The organism is Arthrobacter sp. UC242_113, assembly GCF_044054585.1.
Classification (GTDB): Bacteria; Actinomycetota; Actinomycetes; order Actinomycetales; family Micrococcaceae; genus Arthrobacter.
In genome coordinates, this window is the sequence record NZ_CP171968.1 from 1,487,465 (window position 1) to 1,507,827 (window position 20,363).

A 20,363-nucleotide genomic window follows, 5' to 3' on the forward strand; every position below is an offset into this window, starting at 1 on the left:
ACTCATGCTACGAAACGACGGCACCAGCTGCGAGCATTTACCAGGGGCTGGACTTGTAGTCCTTCAGGAACACCCCGTACTGGTCTTCGCCCTTTTCCCCCATGACGATCGGGTCGTAGACGCGGGCTGCGCCGTCCACCAGGTCCAGCGGCGCGTGGAAGCCTTCCTCCATCAGGCGGACCTTGGTGAAGTGCGGGCGTTCATCGGTGATCCAGCCGGTATCGACGGCGGTCATGAGGATCCCGTCGGAGTCCAGCATCTCCTGGGCGCTGGTCCGGGTCATCATGTTCAGGGCCGCCTTCGCCATGTTGGTGTGCGGGTGGCCCGGTCCCTTGTAGGCCCGGGAGAACTGGCCCTCCATGGCGGAAACGTTGACGATGTACTTGCGGTGCGCAGTGGACCGCTTCATGGCATCCCGCAGCCGGCTGACCAGCAGGAAGGGCGCGGTGACGTTGCACAGCTGCACCTCGAGCATCTCCAGCGGATCCACCTCGTCCACCACCTGCGTCCAGCTGTTGATGGTGGCGAGGTCCGGAACCAGGCCGCCGGCGTCGATGGCCGTTCCGGCAGCGATCCGCTCCAGGGACGCCGAACCGGTGGACAGGGCAAGGGATGTGACGGCGTCGCCGGCCAGGACCGGGTGTTCAGTCACGCTGCTGGCAATCGCGAGCGGGTGCTTGTCATGCGCGTGGCCGAAGGTGACCAGTTCAGGACCCCCGTTGGCTGCTTCCAAGGCTGCGGGAAGAGGCTCGTCCTCGGCATCGACCAACGGCTTGTAGGCATTGCCGGAGCGCCGCACTGTCTGGGCGGCGTTGTTGATGATGATATCCAGCGGCCCGGCGGCATTGAGGTTGTCGGTGAGGGCCATGACCTGCGAGGGGTCGCGGAGGTCGATGCCCACGATCTTCAGCCGGTGCAGCCATTCACCGCTGTCCTCCATGGCCGCAAAGCGCCGCGCGGCATCTTTGGGGAAACGAGTGGTGATCGTGGTGTGCGCGCCGTCGCGCAGCAGCCGCAGGGCGATGTACATGCCGATCTTGGCGCGGCCGCCGGTCAGCAGGGCACGCCGGCCCGTGAGGTCTGTACGGGCATCGCGCTTGGAATGGCTGAACGCCGCGCACTCGGGGCACAACTGGTGGTAGAAGGCGTCCACCTGAGTATAGTGCTGCTTGCAGATGTAGCAGGGCCGGGACCTGATGAGGTGGCCGGCGACCTTCCCCGTGGCAGACGTGGCAAGTTTGTTGCCGCGCGTCTCGTCGTCGATCCGGTCCGGCGCAGCGGTGGCAGTCTGGGCCAGCACGGCACGGTCCGCTTCGGCGATCAGGTCGCGCTTGGTGACTCGGCGGTGCCGCTTGACGGCCTTGAACATCTTGCCGGTGGCGCGGCGCACCGAGACGTAGTCAGGGTGCTCCTCGTCGTAGACGTGGATGGTGTTCAAAACCTTGAGGCAGGCCTGAATCTCTTCAGGCGTCAGATCGGCGGAGCTCATTGATCTGATTTTACAGCCTGTGGAGGGTCAGACCTGCCTCAAGGGAGTTTGCTTGAACAGGGGATCAGGAACGGACGGCCTGCTGCGGCGAGTTCACACCAGCGGCGGCGGCCTGCACTTTGCCCACGTGCTCGGCTGAGCTGCGGATCTCGGGCCAGTTCTCGGTGGCGGCCTTCACAGCGTCCGGGACCAGGTGCAGGTTCGCCGCGGACAGCGCACGCTCGGCGTCGTCCGGTTCCGGCACGACCTGGTGCTTGGAGAGCACCGTGATGCCCGAGTCGGTCACCTTGAAGCCGCGGGCGCGGTCGAGGTCCGGATCCAGGCCGATGGCCGCTCCTGCGGGGACCTTGACGTTCTTGTCGATGATGGCCCGGCGCACGACGGCGCCCTTGCCGATCGTCACCTTGTCCATGAGCACCGAGTCAATGACGCGGCTGGCAGAGCCGACATAGACGTCGTTGGACAGCACAGAACCTTCCACGATGCCGCCGGAGATGACAACGCCGCTGGCCACGATTGAATCAAGGGCCGTTCCCACGGTGTTGTTGTCGCCGCGGACGAACTTGGCGGGCGGGGAAATGCTCTGGCGGGTGTAGATGGGCCACTCGGAGTTGTACAGGTTGAACACCGGCAGCGGCGAGATCAGGTCCATGTGGGCGTCGTAGAAGGAGTCGATGGTACCGACGTCACGCCAATAGGTCCGGTCCCGTTCGGTTGAGCCGGGAATGTCGTTGAGGGTGAAGTCGTAAACGCCGGCCTGACCCTGGCTGACGAAGTAGGGAATGATGTCCCCGCCCATGTCGTGCTTGGTGTCCAACCGCTCGGCGTCAACGTGGAGCGCATCCACCAGGGCGTCGGCGTCGAAGACGTAGTTGCCCATGGAAGCCAGGAACTGGGTGGGGTCAGCGGCCAGCCCGGGGGTGGACGCGGGCTTTTCCACGAACGCGGCGATCTTCTGGGGGTCTTCGGGGTCCACTTCGATCACGCCGAACTGGTCGGCCATGTTGAGGGGCTGGCGGACCGCCGCCACGGTGGCCTTGGCGCCGCTCTTGACATGCTGTTCAACCATCTGGAAGAAGTCCATGCGGTACACGTGGTCCGCGCCCACCACTACGACGATGTCGGGGTTGGCGTCGTGGATCAGGTTCAGAGACTGGTAGATCGCGTTGGCGCTGCCGAGGAACCAGCTCTTGCCCACGCGCTGCTGGGCCGGAACGGACGCGACGTAGTTGCCCAGCTGCGTGGACATTCGCCACGTCTCGGATATGTGGCGATCGAGGCTGTGCGACTTGTACTGCGTCAAAACCACGATCTGGAGGTACCGGGAGTTGACGAGATTCGACAGCGCGAAATCGATGAGCCGATAACTGCCGGCAAACGGCACAGCAGGTTTGGCCCTATCTGCCGTCAGCGGCATGAGTCGGTTTCCCTCGCCTCCCGCGAGGACAATGGCCAGGACTTTCTTCGTTGACGGCATGGTCGCTCCTGTACGCCTTCGTATCTCCCCAAAAAATCCGGTTTGTCCGGACTTTCTTCACACTAGAACAGTTCCACCGTAACGACTACCTTGGGTAACGTGCGAATAGACATTGTGACTAAAGAGTTTCCGCCCGAAATCTATGGGGGCGCGGGCGTCCACGTGGCCGAGCTGAGCCGGGTCCTAGCCCAGCATGTCGACCTTCAGGTGCGCGCTTTTGGCGCGCCCCGGGATGCCGACTACCATGGCGCCGCCGTGACCTCCTACTCGGTGCCCGAGGATCTGGGTGCGGCGAACGCCGCCGTGCAGACCCTCGGCGTGGACCTGCGCATCGTTCCCGACGTTGCCGGAGCGGACCTGGTGCATTCGCACACGTGGTACGCCAACATGGCCGGCCACCTGGCATCGCTGCTGCACGGCATTCCGCATGTGCTCAGCGCCCACAGCCTGGAACCGCTGCGGCCCTGGAAGGCTGAGCAGCTGGGCGGCGGCTACGCGCTGTCCTCGTGGGTCGAGAAGACCGCCTATGAGGCGGCTGCAGCGATCATCGCCGTGTCAGAGGGCATGCGCCAGGACATCCTGCGCAGCTACCCGGAGGTTGACCCCGAGAAGGTCAAGGTGGTGCACAACGGCATCGACGTCAGCCTGTGGAACCGCGACGAAAATGACGACGTCATCCGCACCCTGGGCATCGACCCCGCCCGCCCCAGCGTGGTGTTCGTTGGGCGCAACACCCGGCAGAAGGGCGTCCCGTACCTGCTGCGGGCCGCCGCCAAGCTCCCCGCGGACGTCCAGCTGGTCCTCTGCCTCGGCGCGGCGGATACCCCGGAACTCGCAGCGGAGACCGCCCGGCTGATCGAGGAGCTGCAGAGCCAGCGCAGCGGCGTGGTGCTGATCGAGCGCATGCTTCCCCGCAATGAGCTGATCCAGGTCCTGAGCCACGCCACCGCGTTCGCCTGCCCCTCCATCTATGAACCGCTCGGCATCGTGAACCTTGAAGCGATGGCCTGCGGCGCTGCCGTGGTGGCCAGTGCAACCGGCGGCATCCCCGAGGTGGTCAACCACGGCGAGACCGGCCTGCTGGTGGAACTCGAGCAGGTGACCGACGGTACGGGCACGCCGCTGGATCCGGAGAAGTTCGTCACCGAGTTCGCTGCGGCCCTGACCGAGGTTGTGTCCGACCCGTCCCGTGCACGCGAAATGGGCCAGGCCGGCCGCAAGCGCGCCGAGGAGCACTTCTCCTGGGAATCGATCACCCAGACCACGCTGGACGTCTACCGTTCAGTCCTCAAGTAGCGTCAGCTTCAGGCAAAAGAATGACGACGGCGACGGTCCCCGGAAAGGGGAGCGTCGCCGTCGTCATCGGTTGACGTTTGGGAGCGAAACCCGGCTCGACTTCGACAGGCTTAATCAGCGCCGCGGCGTAAGTGATTTCTCCGGCACGGGGGCTGTTCCGCTGGCGCGCTGCACGCGGTAGTAGTCCCGGGCCTCGTCCTGGCGGACCTTTTCGGCGCCGGTGGCGATGGCGGCGCGGATGTGCGCCGGGCCGTAGCCGAAGGCATCCACAAGGTCCAGCGCATGCGGGCGCAGCTTGACCAGCAGCCGGTTGATGTAGCCGCCTACAGTCCGTGCGCGCTGCATCGAGAGCCTGCCGTTCATCAGGTACCACGCCAGGTTGTCCTCGATGAGGGACAGCCCAAAAAGATCCCTGAGCCAGGTCAGCACAGTCCTGGTTCCCGGATCGGTGATTTTGCCCAGCGCCTCGGTAAAGGCTTCCCACTGCAGGAGTTCGGCGTGTGCCCGGGCGGCATCGATGAGCTCATCCTGGTGCTGGTTGAACAGCGCGGACGCCTCGCGCTGCGGAAGCCGGTTGGCGCCCCTGAGGGCGGCGGCCGCCTCGGCAACCATCGTCTGGACGCGGTCCGTGAGCAATGCGCGCTGGCTTTCCTCGTCGCGGAGGGCAATGGCGGCCTTTTGGACGGAGCCGTTGTCCGCCATGAACTGTGCCACCTGGCGCAGGCCCGTGCGGTGGACGGCAGTTCCGGCGGCCTGGTTGACCACGTACCGTGCCAGCACGCCGAACGTGGCGCTGCGGAATTCCTTGGCGTAGTCGGCCAGCAGCCGCTTGGCCACGAGCTGCAGCAGGACGGTGTTGTCGCCCTCGAACGTGACGTAGACGTCCAGGTCGGCGCGGAGCGAGGCGAAGCGGTTTTCAATAAGGAACCCGGCTCCGCCGCAGGCTTCGCGGCACTCCTGCAGCGTGTCCAGTGCGTGCCAGGTGCTCAGCGGCTTCAGCGCCGCGGCCAAAGTTTCCAGGTCCTGGCGGTCCTCGTCCGAATCGTGGGCGCCGGAAAAGACGTCGTCCAGCTTTTCGAGCAGCTGATCATGCGCGAAGCCCGCCGCGTACGTGGTGGCAAGCCGGGTAAAGAGCCGGCGCTGGTGCCGCTGGTAGTCCAGCAGCACCTCTTCCTCGACGGGGGACGAGGCGTTGAACTGCCGCCGTTCGGTTGCGTAGGTGATGGCCGTCTTCAGCGCGATCTTGGACGCTGCGACGGCGGCCCCGTCCAGGCTCACGCGGCCCTGCACCAGCGTGCCGAGCATGGTGAAGAAGCGCCGCCCGGGGCTCGCGATGGGCGAGGTGTAGTTGCCTTCGGCGTCCACGTCCCCGTAGCGGTTGAGCAAGTTGGTGCGGGGAACGCGGACATGGTCGAAGTGCAGGCGGCCGTTGTCGATGCCGTTGAGCCCGCCCTTCACGCCGTCGTCCTCGCCGCCGATCCCGGGCAGGAACGCCTTGCTGGCGGGGTCGCGCAGGTCCACGTAGAACGCGTGCACGCCGTGGTTGACTCCGCGCGTCACCAGCTGGGCGAACACCACGGCGCCGAGCCCGTCGATGGCCGCGTTGCCGATGTAGTCCTTCCAGGCCGCGCGGAACGGGGTGTGGATTACGAACTCCTGCGCCTCCGGATCATAGGTGGCCGTGGTGGCGATGCTGGCGACGTCCGAACCGTGGCCCGTTTCGGTCATGGCGAAGCAGCCCGGGATGTCCAGGTTCATGATGCCCGGCAGCCACTTTTGGTGGTGTTCGGCCGTGCCGAGGTGCATCACGGCCGAGCCGAACAGGCCCCACTGCACACCGGCCTTGATCTGCAGGGACGGATCGGCGGTGACCAGTTCCTCAAAGCCGGCGATGTTGCCGCCGTGGTCGTCCGACCCGCCGAAGCGGGCAGGGAAGGCGCGGTGCACGGCGCCGCTGTACACCAGGTGCTTCAGCTGGCCGAAGGTGCGCTGACGGTGCTCAGTGTGCGTGAGCCCTTCCGCCTTGTGCAGCTCCTCGCGCGCCGCCAGGTCACGCGCCTGCCGGCGGACGTCGGCCCACCTGCCCAGCAGCAGCTCACCCAGGGCGGCGACGTCGACGGCGGGCAACGGCCCTGCCGTCGCCGGGACCTCCGGCCGGCCGGCTGCTGCATGGGTGGTTGTGCCCGCCGGGCGGTCCGCTACTTCAGTCATGTCGATCCCTTCATTGGTACTGGTCCGTCGTTGGTCCTGGTCCTGCGTTGGTACTGGTCCGTCGTTGGTACTGGTCCTGCGTTGGGCCTTGCAGCTTCCGGTGCTATTGAATGTCCGTGAGTTCCGGCGCAATGCCGACGCATAGCCAGTCGGTGATCTGCCGTGCCATGGTTTCCTGGTCAGGTTTGGCGGGCGAGTCCGGGCTGGCCAGCCACTGCTCGCCGGCGTTGCGCACCAGGCCGATGGCCGCGTTGGGCCAGTAGCCGATCACGGACTCCCTTCCTTCGCCGAGGTGGGTGCGCATGGGCGTGGCGATCATGTCCGCGATGGCCTCAAAGAAGTGGCCCAGGGCGCCCGCCGTCGTGATGGTGGCGGGACCGCCGTCGGACTCCGCAGCGGAGTATCGCGTGACAAAGATGTAGACGTTGGGGCTGGTTTCAGCCATCTGGAGGTAGGCCGAGACCATGGCGAACAAGCCCTGCCGGGGCGTCTGTGCGCTTTGCGCCGCCTCCTTGATGCGCTGCTGCATCTGCCCCAGCACCACTTCCCCCACTGCCTGCTGCAGGCCGGCCTTGTCACCGAAGTACCGGTAGAACACCGACTTCGACGTGCCGGCCGCCGCGGCAATGTCCTCCATGGAGGCATCGCTGCCGAGCGCGTGCACCGCCCGCCGGGCGGCCTTGATGAGTTCGCGCCTGCGTTCTTCTCGGTGCCCCTGCCAGCGCGAGGCGCGGCCGTCCACGGGTTCTGAGGGGGAGTCCGGAGAAGCGGGCGGAGGAATCAAGTTCACGATACCCAGCGTATCAGGTACGCTGGGTATCGATAACCAGCCGGATCGAAGGAGATAGCACATGCCCGTGGATGGACAGCCTCAAAGCCTGCGGAAGGCCGTGGTGGTCGGCGGCAACAGGATCCCGTTTGCCCGGACGGGTGGCGCGTACACCAAGTCGTCCAACCAGGACATGCTCACCGCAGCCCTGGACGGCCTGATCGCCCGCTTCGGCCTGCAGGAGGAACGCATCGGCGAGGTGGCCGCGGGCGCCGTCCTGAAACACTCCCGGGACTTCAACCTGACCCGCGAAGCGGTCCTCGGCTCGGCGCTCTCACCGGAAACTCCCGCCTACGATCTCCAGCAGGCCTGCGCCACCGGGCTGGAAACAGTGCTGGGCCTGGCCAATAAGATCAGGCTCGGACAGCTGGACTCGGCCATCGCGGGCGGCGTGGACTCCGCCTCCGACGCCCCCATTGCCGTCAGCGAAGGCCTCCGCGAGGTGCTGCTGGACCTCGGCCGTGCCAAGACACTCCCGCAGCGGCTTCAGATCCTGGCCCGCCTGCGCCCCAAGGACCTCGCCCCGGACGCGCCGAACACCGGCGAGCCCCGCACCGGGCTGTCGATGGGTGAGCACCAGGCCCTGACCACGGCCCAGTGGAACATCTCCCGCGAGGCGCAGGACGAGCTTGCCCTCAACAGCCACCGAAACCTCGCCGCCGCCTACGAGGCCGGGTTCTTCGACGATCTCCTCACGCCCTACCGCGGGCTCAGCCGGGACTCCAACCTCCGGCCGGACAGGAGCCCCGAGAAGCTGGCATCCTTGAAGCCCGTGTTCGGCCGGAACCTGGGCTCGGAAGCCACCATGACAGCCGGCAACTCCACGCCGCTCACGGACGGCGCGTCCACGGTGCTGCTCGCGTCAGAGGACTGGGCGGACAGGCACGACCTGCCCAAGCTCGCCACCGTCCTGGACGGCGAGGCAGCCGCCGTGGATTTCGTCCACGGCAAGGACGGGCTGCTGATGGCGCCGGTGTTCGCTGTCCCGCGCCTGCTGGCCCGCAACGGCCTGACGCTGGACGACATCGACTTCTTCGAGATCCACGAAGCCTTTGCCGGGACGGTGCTGAGCACGCTGGCCGCGTGGGAGGACGAAAAGTTCGGGCGCGAGCGCCTTGGGCTCGATGGCGCCTTCGGCAAGGTCGACCGGTCCAGGCTGAACGTCAACGGATCGTCGCTGGCCGCCGGGCACCCGTTTGCTGCGACAGGCGGCCGCATCGTGGCCACGCTGGCAAAAATGCTGCATGAGAAGGGCACTTCCGGCGGGCGCCCAGCCCTTGGACTGGTCTCCGTCTGTGCCGCCGGCGGCCAGGGCGTCGTCGCGCTGCTTGAGGCGTACACGGAAGGCAACACCCCGGGGGACATCCATGACTGACACCTACGCAAGGCTAGTCAACCACGGCCTCGGACGGGACCTGGCCCGGAAGCTCGGCCTGCCGCAGCCGGCCGAGCTTCGGCGCTACCAGCCGGGCCAGCCACTGACCGACGGGCCGGTCCTGGTCGGCGGCTCCGGACCAGGTGCAGACGGAATCGCGGCCGCGCTGCTTTCCTGGGGACTGGACGTCCGCCGCCACGCCGTCATCAAGGAAAAGCTCGGTGGAATCGTGCTGGTCCTTGATGCCATCGAATCACCCTGCGACCTGGAGCAGCCGGTCCTGGCCGCAGCGACCTCACTTCGCGATCTTGCCCCCGGCGGACGCGTGGTGACTGTCTCGCGCGTGCCTGGCGGAACGCCGTCCACGGCCGCCGCCAGGCAAGGCGTGGACGGGCTGCTGCGTTCCCTGGCCAAAGAACTGCGCGCGGGCGCCACCGGCAACGGCATCCTCCTGGCGGAAGACATCAGTCCCACCGCCCCGTCAGTGCTGGGCGCGCTGCACTTCTTCCTCTCCGGCCGGTCAGCATTCGTGGACGGCCAGTTCGTCCGCGTCAGTTCCGCGTACGGCGGGATGCCCGACGACGCCGACGCACCGCTCGCGGGGAAGGTCGCCGTGGTCACGGGCGCGGCCCGCGGGATCGGCGCGGCCATCGCCCGGACACTGCACCGTGACGGCGCCACCGTTGTGGCGGTGGACGTTCCGGCGGCCGGGGACCACCTGGCGGAGGTCGCCAACGGGATCCGCGGGACCGCGCTGCAGCTTGACATCACGCGCGACGACGCCGGGCAACGAATCATCAACCATGCCGTGCAGCGCCACGGCCGGCTCGACGTCGTGGTCCACAATGCCGGCATCACCCGGGACAAACTGCTGGTCAACATGGACCAGTCCCGCTGGCGTTCGGTCATTGATGTGAACATCGCCGCCCAGCTGTGCATCAATGAGGCGCTCCTGGCCTCCGAGCACTTCCGTTCCGCGCCGCGCATCGTTTCGGTTGCCTCCACGAGCGGCATTGCCGGCAACCGCGGACAGACCAACTATGCGGCGTCCAAGGGCGGGGTAATGGGCATGGTCCGGGCCACAGCGCCGCTTCTGGCGGAATACGGCGGTTCGATCAATGCCGTGGCGCCAGGATTCATCGAGACGGAGATGACCGCGCGGATACCCTTCGCCACCCGGGAGATTGCCCGGCGGCTGAATTCCCTGCAGCAGGGCGGGCGGCCGGAGGACGTCGCCGAGGCGATTTCCTTCCTGGCGGGCGATTCCGCAGGTGGCATTTCCGGAGAGGTGCTGAGGGTGTGCGGACAAAACCTGGTGGGGGCATGACCGGCGCACAGCCCATCATCCTGGGGGAGATGCCGTCCCTCTCCAAGCTGTATGTGAACGCGGCGGCCACGGCGGCCCGCCGCCGCATCCTGGGCTCGCATGCAGCCGCCGTGCTGCCCGCCGTAAGCCACGAAGTCCGCGGCGTCCGGCCCGACGTCGAAAACCTCACGGCGTACCAGCACCTGCTGGGAGAGACTGCCAGCGACGTGCTGCCGGCGGGGTTCATCCATGCCCTGGCGTTTCCTGTGGCGATGAGCGTCATGAACCGCGACGACTTCCCGCTGCCCCTGCTGGGGATGATCCATCTGCGGAACGTGATTGAGTACCGCAGCCCGGTCAGGTTCACTGAACCGCTGGACATTGTGGCCAGGGCGGAGACGCTCCGGGCACACCGCGCCGGTACCCAGCTGGACATCGTGGCGGAGGTACGCCCTTCCGGTGGCGGCGACATCTGCTGGAGCGGCGTGTCCACCTACCTGGCGAAGGGGGTGTTCCTGCCCGGCATCGACAAGGCCTCGGCAGCGGTCGCGCCGCAGGCTTTTTCGGCTCCGGACCCCACGGCCCTCTGGCAGCTTGGCGTGGACACCGGCCGTGCCTACGCTGCCGTGTCCGGGGACTTCAACCCGATCCACCTGAGTGTGCTTTCCGCCAAGGCACTGGGCCTGCGCCGGTCCATCGCCCACGGCATGTACCTGGCGTCGAGGGCGCTGGCGGACGTGGGTGCCGCCAAAGGGGACGCATTCCGCTGGGAGGTGGCGTTCGAGGCCCCGGTTTTCCTTCCCGCACGGGTGGCGCTGGACATTTCGACGGCGGAGGCCGGGGACGGCGGCTGGCTGCGGTCCGGCTACGTGGCATGGAGTCCGCGGTCCGGCCGCAAGCACTTCAGCGGATCGGTGGCGGCGCTCTAGCACTGCGTGTTGCCGCCCTGCGTGTTGCCGCCCGGGTGCTGCGGCGCGGGTGCTGCGGCGCGGGTTGTGCAGCCGGGGTAGCGCAGCCGGGCTACTTGCCGTTGGGGTTGGCGACCCGGAGGATGCGGTGCAGGCTAAGCAGGATTGATCCTGCCGCGCTCGGCGTGCCGGCCCCGTTGCCTTCGGCCGCGGTGCGGTCTTCAAGGGAGGCGACCGACGCATGGGCTGCCTGGAACAACTCCACCTGCCGGTCGGCGTCGTCCTCCTCCGCCGAGCGAAGCACCTCACCCACGGCGGAAAGAGCCTCCGCCAGCGGTTCGCTGTAGGGGAGCGGGATGGTGAAGGGCATGTCCTCGCTCCAGATGACGTCGGCAAGCACCTCTGTCATGTCCTGGATGTGGAAGGTGATCTGCTCAAGGTCGCGGACGCTCCGGTAGTCCTTGTCCACGTCGCGCGGATGGAAGCGGCGGCGCGGATTGGCCTCCCGGCTGGCGTCAGCCTTCTGCACCGCTGCCCGCACGGAGCGGGCTGACTGCGCCAGGTCCTCGGACCGGCGCGACCAGTCCTCATGTTCGGGGGGCCATTTTTCGTGCATTGCTGCCCCCATGTCCTGCAGCTGGCGGGCCAGGGACAGCCGCAGCTCCGCCAGGCTCAGGGCGGCGGCGTTGAAGTGCAGCGGCGGAAACACGAGAAGGTTGACGGCGACGCCGACCACCACACCCACGCCCATCTGCAGCAGGTAGCCAAAGGAGAAATCGTCGGGGTTCTGCCTGCCGACGAGCAGCACCAGCAGGGCCGCCGTCGGAATCCAGTCCCGGCCTGCGCCCAGGCGCGGAAGCCCCGCGAGCAGCACGCCCAGTGCCATGACCGCTGCCACGCTGAGAGGCGTAGCCCCGAAACTAAAGAGGAGGAACGCCAGGCCGATGCCGACTCCAAGGCCAGCCAGGGTCTGGAATCCCTGGCGTATCGAACCAGACACGTTCTCGTACATGGCCACCAGTGCGCCGAGCGGGGCGTAGTACGCATACTGCGCGGCCGCCCCCGGCATGAGCGGCGCCACCCAAAACGCGATGCCGGCTGCCAGCCCCGCCTTGGCGGCAAGTTGAAGGCGCGGCGCGGCGAGGGCACGGGCAACCCTGGTGGACACGGACCTCCAGATCCTGCGCGGCAGCGGGTCAGGGGCAGCTGCCTGGTGCTGTTTCGAGGTGCTCATCGGGCCCCGCCCTGCGGCGCTAACCGGCTCCGTGGCCGGCGGCCACTTCCTCGCCGGCCTTGACCGGCCCCGGCGGAGTGCCCTCGCCGAAGGGGCTGCCGCCCAGGGACTCCCGGCCATGGGCGGTCAGCCACCCGGACAGCTCGGGGCCCGCGGGGACGATCTGCGTGGGATTAATGTCTTCGTGCACTTTGTAGTAGTGCTGCTTGATCTGCACGAAGTCGATGGTGTCGCCGAAGCCGGGCGTCTGGAACAGGTCGCGGGCATAGCCCCACAGCGCGGGCATTTCACTGAGTTTGTTCCGGTTGCACTTGAAGTGGCCGTGGTAGACGGCATCGAAGCGCGCGAGAGTGGTGAAGAGCCGGACGTCCGCCTCGGTGATGGAGTCGCCCACAAGGTATCGCTGGCCGGTGAGCCGTTCCTCGAGCCAGTCCATCGCGTTCCACAGCCGGGTGTAGGCAGCATCGTAGGCCTCCTGGGACCCGGCGAAGCCACACCTGTACACACCGTTGTTGACCTCGGTGAAAACGCGCTTGTTCACACTGTCGATTTCCCCGCGCAGGTGCTCCGGGTACAGCTGCGGCGCGCCCGGGCGGTGGAACGCGGTCCATTCCGTGGAGAAGTCCAGTGTGATCTGTGGGTAGTTGTTGGTCACCACCGCGCCGCTGGCGATGTCCACGACGGCAGGAACTGTGATGCCGCGGGGGTAGTCCGGGAAACGCCGGAAGTAGGCCTCCTGCAGCCGCTCGATGCCCAGCACGGGGTCCTTTCCGCCGGCGTCCAGGTCAAAGGTCCAGGACCGGGCATCGTGGGTGGGGCCGGGCTGCCCGAGACTGATGACGTCCTCGAGCCCCAGGAGCCTGCGGACAATGACGGTGCGGTTGGCCCAAGGGCATGCCCGCGCGGCAATCAGCCGGTAGCGCCCCGGTTCCACTGGCCAGCCTGGTTCACCGTGCGGGCCGGGCGTGCCGTCCCGGGTGATGCGGTCCTCGATGTAGTTGGTGTCCCGGTTGAACTCGCCGCCGGTGACGTACGCGCCCTTGGTGCTGTGTGGTTCTTTGATGTGGGGCTCGGCGCTGTGAAATTCGGTGCCTTGCGGTTCCCCCGTGTGGCGTCCCCTGCCGCGTGCCTCGACTGTGCTGGTCTTCTCACTCATGGCTCCACACTATGTTGCCGCTCCAAAGACCCGCGACATCGGCTGCCAGGCAGCCAGCCAGCAGGCCGCCACCACCAGGGCGAACAGGGCGATCCAGACGCCGGAGGGCACTGCCGTGGCGCGGTAGAGGATGTAGGCGTCGGAGGACCGCAGCTGGTCGCGGCGGCGGAGGTGCACATTCGTCAGCTTGAGCAGGTCCCGGACGGCGGCGACGAGAAGCGCGACGCCCAGGATGATGGCCACGTGGCCGGTGAATGCGGCCGGCACATTGATGATCATGGCCGCCACCGCCACCACCGCCCCAAGGAGGATGAGCACGCCGGCGGCGTTGCGGATGAAGATCAGCGACGCCACCAGGATCAGCAGTCCGGCAGACATGGCGGCCGGGCCCCAGCCGCTGAAGCCCGCCCATACCAGGGCGGCGCCGGTCACTCCGGGAACGGGATAGCCCCAGAATCCTGACCACACAGCGGCGGCTCGCCCCCGGGTATAGGACGTGGTGGTGCCGCCGTGATTCAGCTGCAGCCGGATGCCGCCCAGCCGCTGGCCGCTGGTCAGGGCAGCAAAGGCGTGCCCCAGTTCATGGGTCACCGTGGCGAGCAGGCCGAAATATCGCCACGTGGCATTGGGCACGGACAGCGCCGCAGCGATGAGCACCACCGCGAGGAGTTCAGTGACGGAGACCGCGGGAACAGCGGTCTGGGTGAATCCGGCCGCCACCCGGTCCCACCATTGTTCGGGCAGGGGCGGGCCGGGGACTTGCACATAAACCATAGGAATCAAGGCTACAGGGGCAATGCCTTCCGGGTCCGGCTCACAGCCCGGGCAGGGTTGGCGGATCCTCCATCAGCGATGAGGCGTCGTCAGGGACCACCAGATGCAGCATGCTTTCCACGGGGGCTTCGCCCATCGCGATAAGGAGCTCATTGATAGACATCTGCCCCGCAAGTTCACCGGGATGTTCCTCTTCCATACATAGAACATATGTGCGAAGACCGCCGGCGGCGGAGAAGGACACGCGGCAACACCCGATCCTGGGCGTACCGGTCCCTGGCGGTGCGGGTTTCTGCTGGGTGCGGGGTGCTGGGCATTGCTGTGTCCTAGTCCCTACAGGCCAGCGGGTCCACGATGGAGGTACACACAATCGTTGGGAGAAGGAAGCCATGGCCACGCTGAAGGAACGCCTGCACGGGGACGTCGTTGCACATCTGAAGGAGCACAACAAGGTGGCCCTGGGCACCGTGCGCAGCGTTCTGGGCGAGATCGAGACGCGGGAGAAGTCGGGCAAGACGCCGGTGGAGCTCGACGACACGCAGGTGACGGCATTGCTGCAGAAGGAGGCGGCGAAACGGCGTGACACCGCCCGCATTTACACCGAAGCGGGGGAAACGGAGCGGGCCGCCGCGGAAGTCGCCGAAGCGGAGGTTATTGAGGCGTACCTGCCGACGGCCCTCACCGCCGCCGAGGTGGAGGGCATCGTGGACGAGGTCATCGAGGGTTTGCGGGCGGACGGCGCGGAGTTGTCCGTGCGGCACATGGGCGCCGTGATGAAGCCGGTGACGGCCCGGGTGGCAGGCCGTTTCGACGGCAAGGCCGTCAGCGATATCGTCCGCCAGCGACTGACCTGAGCAGGCTTCGGTGCCGCGACCTCCGGGCTATCCGCGCATCCCAGTAGCCGACACAGCCTGCCAATCGACACTGCCCGGCAATGGGAGGACGATGAAAGTACACCAACTGTTAGGAGGTCGGTGATGTGCTATTCATCGTGTGAGGGATGGCGGAATTACAGGAAGGAAGCGGCCAAGGAGGCCGAGGGACGCCCGGAAGCAAGGCCGGCCGAGACCCCCGAACCCCAGGTGCAGGCAGAGGAAAGCAGGATGTGGGCCTACCTCGCCCGGCTGGAGGAAACCGCTGACCGTGACCGTGACCGCATCCGCGAGAACGCGTAGGCACAGCAAAGAAAGGCCCCGCCGCTGCGGGGCCTTTCCTTCTGCGAGCGGTCAGACTTCAGGAGGCCGGATGGCAAGTGCTTTTGCTACCGAAGTCCCGCTGCGATGTCCTGTCCTATCCGGTGCAGCAGCGCGGCGGAAAGTTCCGGGTCTCGGGAGGAGTCCTGGTCCGTGTAGTCCGCCAGGGTGTAGACCCGGTTTAACGACATCTCGGACCAGCGCTCCTGGGGGAGCAGCGACCGTCCGGCCACCGCGATGATCGGCCGGGCCCCTGACCGTCGCGCGACGGCGGCCGGAAGCTTGCCGGCCAGGGTCTGTTCGTCGATGCTGCCTTCGCCGGTGATGACGACGTCGCAGCTGTCCTTGCGGGTGTCGAAGTCCAGCAGGTCCAGGAAGTAGTCGGCGCCGGAAACCTGTTTCGCTCCCAGCAGCAGGCAGGCGTAGCCGAGTCCGCCTGCGCTTCCGGCGCCTTCGTGCTCCGCGAGGGCTGCGGCGTCGGGCAAACCGGCCTCGGACAGCTTGGCCACGAGCTGCGCCAGGCCGGCGTCGAGGGCCGCGATCTCCGTGGACCCGGCGCCTTTCTGCGGTCCGAAGACGGCAGGGGCGCCGGTGGGACCGAGCAGCGGGTTGTGGACATCGCTGGCTACGATGAACTCTGTATCAGCGAGTTCCGGGAAATCGGTCCGCTGGATGGAGTGGATCTGGCCCAAGGTCCTGCCGTTGCCGTCCAGCTGCCGCCCGTGGGTGTCTAGGAAGCTGTAGCCCAGGGCGGTGAGCATTCCCATGCCGCCGTCGGTGCTGGCACTTCCGCCCAGTGCCAGCACGATCCTGGCGGGCTTGAGGCTGAGGGCGAACAGGACGGCTTCGCCGAAACCTCGGCTGGAGGCGTTCAGCGGTTCCAGCTGCCCGTCGGGCAGGAGTGCCAGTCCGCAGGTGTTGGCGACCTCGACCACTGCGGTGGAGCCGTCGAAAGCGATACTCGCCTGCACCGGCTGGCCCGTGGGGCCGGCGACCGTGTAGCTGCGGCGGGTGAAGCCGGAGGCGACGGCGGCGTCGACGCTGCCGTCGCCGCCGTCGGCCAGTGGAAGCAATTCGCACTGGACCGCTCCGGCAGTGCCGGGCACATCAGCTGCGGAGCGGAACCCCGCGGCCAGCGCCTGCGCGACCTCAGCCGCGGTGAGGCTGCCTTTGAACTTGTCGGGGGCGATGAGGGTCCGCACGGTTTTCGGGGCGGTGGCGCTGATCATGTCAGACGTTTTCCGAGTAGGCGGGGCGGCGGTCAGCGGACGGTGAGCGTTCGGCGTCGGCAGCATGCCGGGGTGCCGGCTCCCCGGATTCGTGGTGCTTGGGGTCGTGGTGGCCGTATTCGGTCAGGTCGTCGTCGATGTCGGTGACGTCGTCCACGTGTACGGGATCCTCAGCGGGCATCGGCTCGACGGTTTCTCCGGCGAAGACGCGGCGTGCGCGGTCGGCGTCCAGGGTGCGGTCCCACCAGGCGATGAAGAGAGTGGCGACGGCGTTGCCGGTGAAGTTCACGATGGCGCGGCATTCGGACATGAACTTGTCGATGCCGAAGATGAGCATGATGCCGGCGGCCGGAATGGTGCCGATGGTGGTCAGGGTTGCGGTCAGCGCGATGAAGCCGCCGCCTGCGACGCCCGCTGCGCCCTTGGAGGTGAGCAGCATAACGGCGAGCAGGCCAAGCTGCTGGCCGATGGTCAGGTCGGTGTTGGTGGCCTGGGCGATGTAGAGAGCTGCCAGGGAGAGGTAGATGGCTGCGCCGTCGAGGTTGAAGCTGTAGCCGGTGGGCACCACGAGGCCGACGGTTTCCTTCTTCACGCCGGCGTGCTCGAGCTTGCGCATCAGGCCGGGAAGGGCCGGTTCGGCCGTGGAGGTGCCCAGGATGAGCATGTATTCCTCTTTGAGGTGCCGGATCATCGTGAAGATGTTCAGCTTCAGGAACGCCATGACGGAGCCGAGGACCACCACGATGAACAGGACGGAAGTGGCGTAGAACAGGGCGATGAGTCCGCCCATGCTGGTCAGCGAGGACACGCCGTACTTGCCGACAGCGAATGCCATCGCTCCGAAGGCGCCCAGCGGGGCGGCCTTCATGATGAAGCTGAGGATCTTGAACATGACCCCGGTCAGGCGCTGCACGCCGTCCAGGACGGGGGCGCCCACCTTGCCCATGGCGTTCAGGGCGATGCCGAAGACGACGGCGATGAAGATGATCTGCAGGATGTCACCCTCAACGAACGGGCCCACGATGCTGTTGGGGATGATATGGGTGAGGAACTGCCACCATTCCTGGTGCGCGCCGGCGTCGATGAGCTTCGCGGCGGACTCGGAGGTTTTGATGGTGGACGCGTCGGCGTTGACGCCGTCGCCGAGGCGGAAGACATTGATGGCCACCAGGCCAAAGACCATGGCGCAGATGGTGCCGATCTGGAAGTAGGTCAGGGCCTTCAGGCCCGTCATGCCGACCTTCTTCAGGTCCGCGACGCTGGCGATGCCGCCCACGATGGTCAGGAACACAATTGGGCCGATGAGCATCTTCATCGAATTCACGAAGGTCGTGCCGATGGGTTCCATGGCGATGCCCGTGGACGGCGCGAGCCAGCCGACCAGGATGCCGAAGAGAATGGCGGTCAGTACCCAGAAGTACAGCTGCTTGTACCAGCGGGTCTTACGGGCAGGTGCTGCCTGACCGGCGGTGGTGATGTGGTCCATGATTCCTACCTCGTTGTGGAATGTCGCTGGATGTTTCGAAGAATAAATGTGCGGGACGGGCGGGAGCTTGTTACCTCACCGCCCGTCCCGGGGCTGGTTGTGCGCGTCCGCGGGCCGGGCGAGGGGTGTTCTAGCTAGACGGTTGCCAGGGTGCTGGTCAGGGCCTTGATGATGGCCTCGGTGACGTCCTCGGTGTTGGCTTCGCCGCCGATGTCGCGGGTCAGGTACCCGGCGCCCGTGGTCTGCTCGATGGCGGCCTCCACCTTGCGGGCTTCCTCGTGCAGGCCGAAGTGGTCCAGCATCAGGGCGGCGCTGGCAATCGCACCGATCGGGTTGCTGATGCCCTTGCCGGCGATGTCCGGGGCGGAGCCGTGGACCGGTTCGAACATGGACGGGAAGCGGCGCTCGGGGTTCAGGTTGGCGCTGGCGGCCAGGCCCAGGCTGCCGGCCAGTGCCGAGCCCAGGTCGGACAGGATGTCAGCGTTCAGGTTCGAGGCCACGACGACGGAGAGGTCCTCGGGCTTGAGGATGAACTTGGCGCTCATGGCGTCCACCAGGACGCTTTCGGTCTGTACGTCCGGGTAGTCCAGGGCCACACGGTTGAAGACTTCGTCCCAGAGGACCATGCCATACTGCTGGGCGTTGGACTTGGTGACCGAGGAGACCTTCTTCACCGTGCGGGTCCGGGCCAGGTCGAAGGCGAAGCGCATGATGCGTTCGCAGCCCTTCTCGGTGAACAGTGCGGTCTGCAGGGCGACTTCGTTGCCGGGGCCGCGGCCGCTGAGGTTCCGGCCGCCGAGGCCCGCGTACTCGCCTTCGCTGTTCTCGCGGACAACGATCCAGTCGAGTTCGGTGTTGCCCGCCTTGCGGAGCGGGGACTCAACGCCGGGGAGGAACTTGACCGGGCGGATGTTGGCCCACTGGTCGAAGTTCTGGGTGATGTTCAGGCGCAGGCCCCACAGGCTGATGTGGTCCGGGACGTTTTCCCAGCCGACGGCGCCGAAGTAGATGGCGTCGAAGTCCTTCAGGGCCTCCAGGCCGTTGGGGTCCATCATCTGGCCGGTCTTTTCGTAGTAGCCGCAGCCCCAGGGGAACTCGGTCCAGTCGAAGGCGAACTTGCCGCCGGAGTTCTCTGCCAGGGCGTCCAGGACGCGGCGGCCGGCGGAGACAACTTCCTTGCCGACGCCGTCTGCGGGGATTGAAGCGATGCTGAATTTCTGGCTGGCGCTCATGTGCCGACCTCCTCGTTGAGTTTGTTGGCAGCGTGGTCCTGTTAGCGGGGTCACACTGTTTTCTTCCTCTTCAAGTAGACGGCCCGGCGGCTAGTCGCGTCCAAGACTTAGTTTCGATACGGCAGATAGGTTCTGCCTATCGTTTCAGAGACTGGCCGGCGTTTGGTTCCTTGACCACGTGCAGCTCGGCAACCTCCAGGAATGCGCGGGCAGCGGGTGTCAGGCCGTCCTTCCGGCTCAGGATGGCCACGTCCAAGTGGGAAACGGGCTCGATCTGTAGGGTGCGCAGTCCGGCCTTGTGCGCCGTCGGCGCCCAGGATGATGGCATGACGGCGTGCCCGACGCCCGCCAGCACCAGGGGCAGGATCGAGGTCCGGTGCGCGACTTCGACGACGATTTCGGCTCTGACGCCATGGGCAAGGGCGTCGTCCACGAGCCACCGCATCAGTGATCCGCGCTGGCTGGCGATCAGCCGGTGCCCGTCGAGGTCCTCCCGCTGCATGGTGCTCCCGGCGGTGAACGTGTCCGCGTGGGGGTTGACGATGAGGATGAGCGGCTGGCGTTCCAGGTCCAGGACGTTGACCCCGGGGACCCGGATGGGACTGGAGGAACCGGCCAGACCAATTTCGGTGCTGCCGCTGCGGACCGACTCGATGACCTCCTCCGGAGTGAAGCCGGCGCTGACGTTGAGGCGGACCTGCGGGTGCAGCCTGGTGAACTCGGCGGTCATGGATGTCAGCGGCTCGATGCCGGGGGAGGGCATGGTGATGATGTCCAGGCGGCCGCTCCGCAGGCCGCGGAGCGCCTGCACGGCGGACTGGGCTGCGTCCAGATCCCGCATCACCAGCCGGGCAGGGCCCACCAGTTCCTTTCCGGCCTCGCTGAGGACAGCCCGGCGCCCGATGCGGTGGAACAGCGGCACGCCCAGGTCCTTCTCCAGGCTGGCGATGGTCTGGGACAGGGACGGCTGGGCAATGAGCAGGTGTTCTGCCGCCCGGTTGAATCCGTCGTGGTCAACCACCGCCAGGAAATACTTCAGCTTCCGGGTGTCCACGCCAACTCCTGTTCCCGGTCCGCTCTGCTGTTTGACCCGGACCTGGCCCTGCCCGTTCGTGGCCGAGGCCTGCCGAGGCTCTGATAGCTTACGCCTATCAGTGGCGCCGGGAAC

General features: G+C 66.9%; 18 protein-coding genes. 6 read left to right on the top strand and 12 right to left on the bottom strand.

Annotated features, from left to right (window positions below; all coding sequences use genetic code 11):
- Nucleotides 1-37 precede the first annotated feature (37 nt).
- Entirely contained in the window at nucleotides 38-1,489 is a 1,452-nt protein-coding gene (locus tag ACHMXB_RS06610) for an SDR family NAD(P)-dependent oxidoreductase (RefSeq protein WP_395403837.1), read from the bottom strand.
- A 64-nt stretch (nucleotides 1,490-1,553) separates the two neighbouring features.
- Nucleotides 1,554-2,966, bottom strand: a complete 1,413-nt coding sequence (gene glgC / locus ACHMXB_RS06615; protein WP_395403839.1) for a glucose-1-phosphate adenylyltransferase — start codon at nucleotides 2,964-2,966, stop codon at nucleotides 1,554-1,556.
- A gap of 99 nt (nucleotides 2,967-3,065) precedes the next feature.
- Here glgC and glgA point away from each other — a divergent pair, with 99 nt between their 5' ends.
- Nucleotides 3,066-4,262, top strand: a complete 1,197-nt coding sequence (glgA, locus tag ACHMXB_RS06620) for a glycogen synthase (RefSeq protein WP_395403841.1) — start codon at nucleotides 3,066-3,068, stop codon at nucleotides 4,260-4,262.
- 114 nt (nucleotides 4,263-4,376) lie between these two features.
- Here the strand turns inward: glgA and ACHMXB_RS06625 are convergent, their stop codons facing one another.
- Nucleotides 4,377-6,473, bottom strand: a complete 2,097-nt coding sequence (locus tag ACHMXB_RS06625; RefSeq protein WP_395403843.1) for an acyl-CoA dehydrogenase — start codon at nucleotides 6,471-6,473, stop codon at nucleotides 4,377-4,379.
- A 103-nt stretch (nucleotides 6,474-6,576) separates the two neighbouring features.
- Nucleotides 6,577-7,263, bottom strand: a complete 687-nt coding sequence (locus ACHMXB_RS06630; RefSeq protein ID WP_395403845.1) for a TetR family transcriptional regulator — start codon at nucleotides 7,261-7,263, stop codon at nucleotides 6,577-6,579.
- Nucleotides 7,264-7,324: 61 nt separating this feature from the next.
- Between ACHMXB_RS06630 and ACHMXB_RS06635 the strand changes: the two genes are divergently transcribed.
- From ACHMXB_RS06635 to ACHMXB_RS06645, 3 genes are read left to right on the top strand one after another with little or no spacing between them, the layout of a single operon-like run.
- Nucleotides 7,325-8,677: an acetyl-CoA C-acetyltransferase gene (locus ACHMXB_RS06635; protein WP_395403847.1), complete on the top strand. Its 1,353-nt coding sequence runs from the start codon at nucleotides 7,325-7,327 to the stop codon at nucleotides 8,675-8,677.
- Complete coding sequence (locus ACHMXB_RS06640; protein ID WP_395403849.1) at nucleotides 8,670-10,004, top strand: 3-oxoacyl-ACP reductase; 1,335 nt, start codon at nucleotides 8,670-8,672, stop codon at nucleotides 10,002-10,004. Before ACHMXB_RS06635 ends, ACHMXB_RS06640 begins: the two co-directional genes overlap by 8 nt.
- Nucleotides 10,001-10,912 (top strand): MaoC family dehydratase, encoded by a 912-nt coding sequence (locus tag ACHMXB_RS06645; protein ID WP_395403851.1) that lies wholly within the window; start codon nucleotides 10,001-10,003, stop codon nucleotides 10,910-10,912. The genes ACHMXB_RS06640 and ACHMXB_RS06645 overlap by 4 nt, the downstream gene beginning before the upstream one ends.
- Before the next feature lie 91 nt (nucleotides 10,913-11,003).
- Here the strand turns inward: ACHMXB_RS06645 and ACHMXB_RS06650 are convergent, their stop codons facing one another.
- The 4 genes from ACHMXB_RS06650 to ACHMXB_RS06665 are packed head-to-tail and all read right to left on the bottom strand — an operon-like array spanning nucleotide 11,004 to nucleotide 14,254.
- Nucleotides 11,004-12,125: an aromatic acid exporter family protein gene (locus ACHMXB_RS06650; protein WP_395403853.1), complete on the bottom strand. Its 1,122-nt coding sequence runs from the start codon at nucleotides 12,123-12,125 to the stop codon at nucleotides 11,004-11,006.
- A 19-nt stretch (nucleotides 12,126-12,144) separates the two neighbouring features.
- A complete protein-coding gene (locus tag ACHMXB_RS06655; protein WP_395403855.1) occupies nucleotides 12,145-13,281 on the bottom strand; it encodes a glutathione S-transferase family protein in 1,137 nt (378 codons plus the stop codon).
- A gap of 9 nt (nucleotides 13,282-13,290) precedes the next feature.
- The gene (locus tag ACHMXB_RS06660) at nucleotides 13,291-14,055 is read right to left on the bottom strand and encodes a M50 family metallopeptidase (RefSeq protein WP_395403857.1); all 765 of its coding nucleotides are present in this window, start codon (nucleotides 14,053-14,055) and stop codon (nucleotides 13,291-13,293) included.
- Between the two features lie 40 nt (nucleotides 14,056-14,095).
- Nucleotides 14,096-14,254 (bottom strand): hypothetical protein, encoded by a 159-nt coding sequence (locus ACHMXB_RS06665; RefSeq protein WP_190243154.1) that lies wholly within the window; start codon nucleotides 14,252-14,254, stop codon nucleotides 14,096-14,098.
- Between the two features lie 190 nt (nucleotides 14,255-14,444).
- On the opposite strand from ACHMXB_RS06665, the gene ACHMXB_RS06670 reads away from it, so the two are divergent.
- A complete protein-coding gene (locus ACHMXB_RS06670; RefSeq protein ID WP_395403859.1) occupies nucleotides 14,445-14,909 on the top strand; it encodes a GatB/YqeY domain-containing protein in 465 nt (154 codons plus the stop codon).
- A 123-nt stretch (nucleotides 14,910-15,032) separates the two neighbouring features.
- Entirely contained in the window at nucleotides 15,033-15,230 is a 198-nt protein-coding gene (locus ACHMXB_RS06675; protein WP_111904794.1) for a hypothetical protein, read from the top strand.
- Between the two features lie 86 nt (nucleotides 15,231-15,316).
- On the opposite strand, the gene ACHMXB_RS06680 is transcribed toward ACHMXB_RS06675, so the two are convergent.
- The 4 genes from ACHMXB_RS06680 to ACHMXB_RS06695 all read right to left on the bottom strand — a co-directional run bounded on the left by ACHMXB_RS06680 (nucleotide 15,317) and on the right by ACHMXB_RS06695 (nucleotide 20,249).
- The gene (locus ACHMXB_RS06680) at nucleotides 15,317-16,477 is read right to left on the bottom strand and encodes a glycerate kinase (protein WP_395403861.1); all 1,161 of its coding nucleotides are present in this window, start codon (nucleotides 16,475-16,477) and stop codon (nucleotides 15,317-15,319) included.
- A gap of 1 nt (nucleotide 16,478) precedes the next feature.
- The gene (dctA, locus tag ACHMXB_RS06685; protein WP_395403863.1) at nucleotides 16,479-17,963 is read right to left on the bottom strand and encodes a C4-dicarboxylate transporter DctA; all 1,485 of its coding nucleotides are present in this window, start codon (nucleotides 17,961-17,963) and stop codon (nucleotides 16,479-16,481) included.
- A 134-nt stretch (nucleotides 17,964-18,097) separates the two neighbouring features.
- Nucleotides 18,098-19,195, bottom strand: a complete 1,098-nt coding sequence (locus tag ACHMXB_RS06690) for a tartrate dehydrogenase (protein ID WP_395403865.1) — start codon at nucleotides 19,193-19,195, stop codon at nucleotides 18,098-18,100.
- 136 nt (nucleotides 19,196-19,331) lie between these two features.
- The gene (locus tag ACHMXB_RS06695) at nucleotides 19,332-20,249 is read right to left on the bottom strand and encodes a LysR family transcriptional regulator (RefSeq protein ID WP_395403867.1); all 918 of its coding nucleotides are present in this window, start codon (nucleotides 20,247-20,249) and stop codon (nucleotides 19,332-19,334) included.
- Between the last annotated feature and the right edge of the window lie 114 nt (nucleotides 20,250-20,363).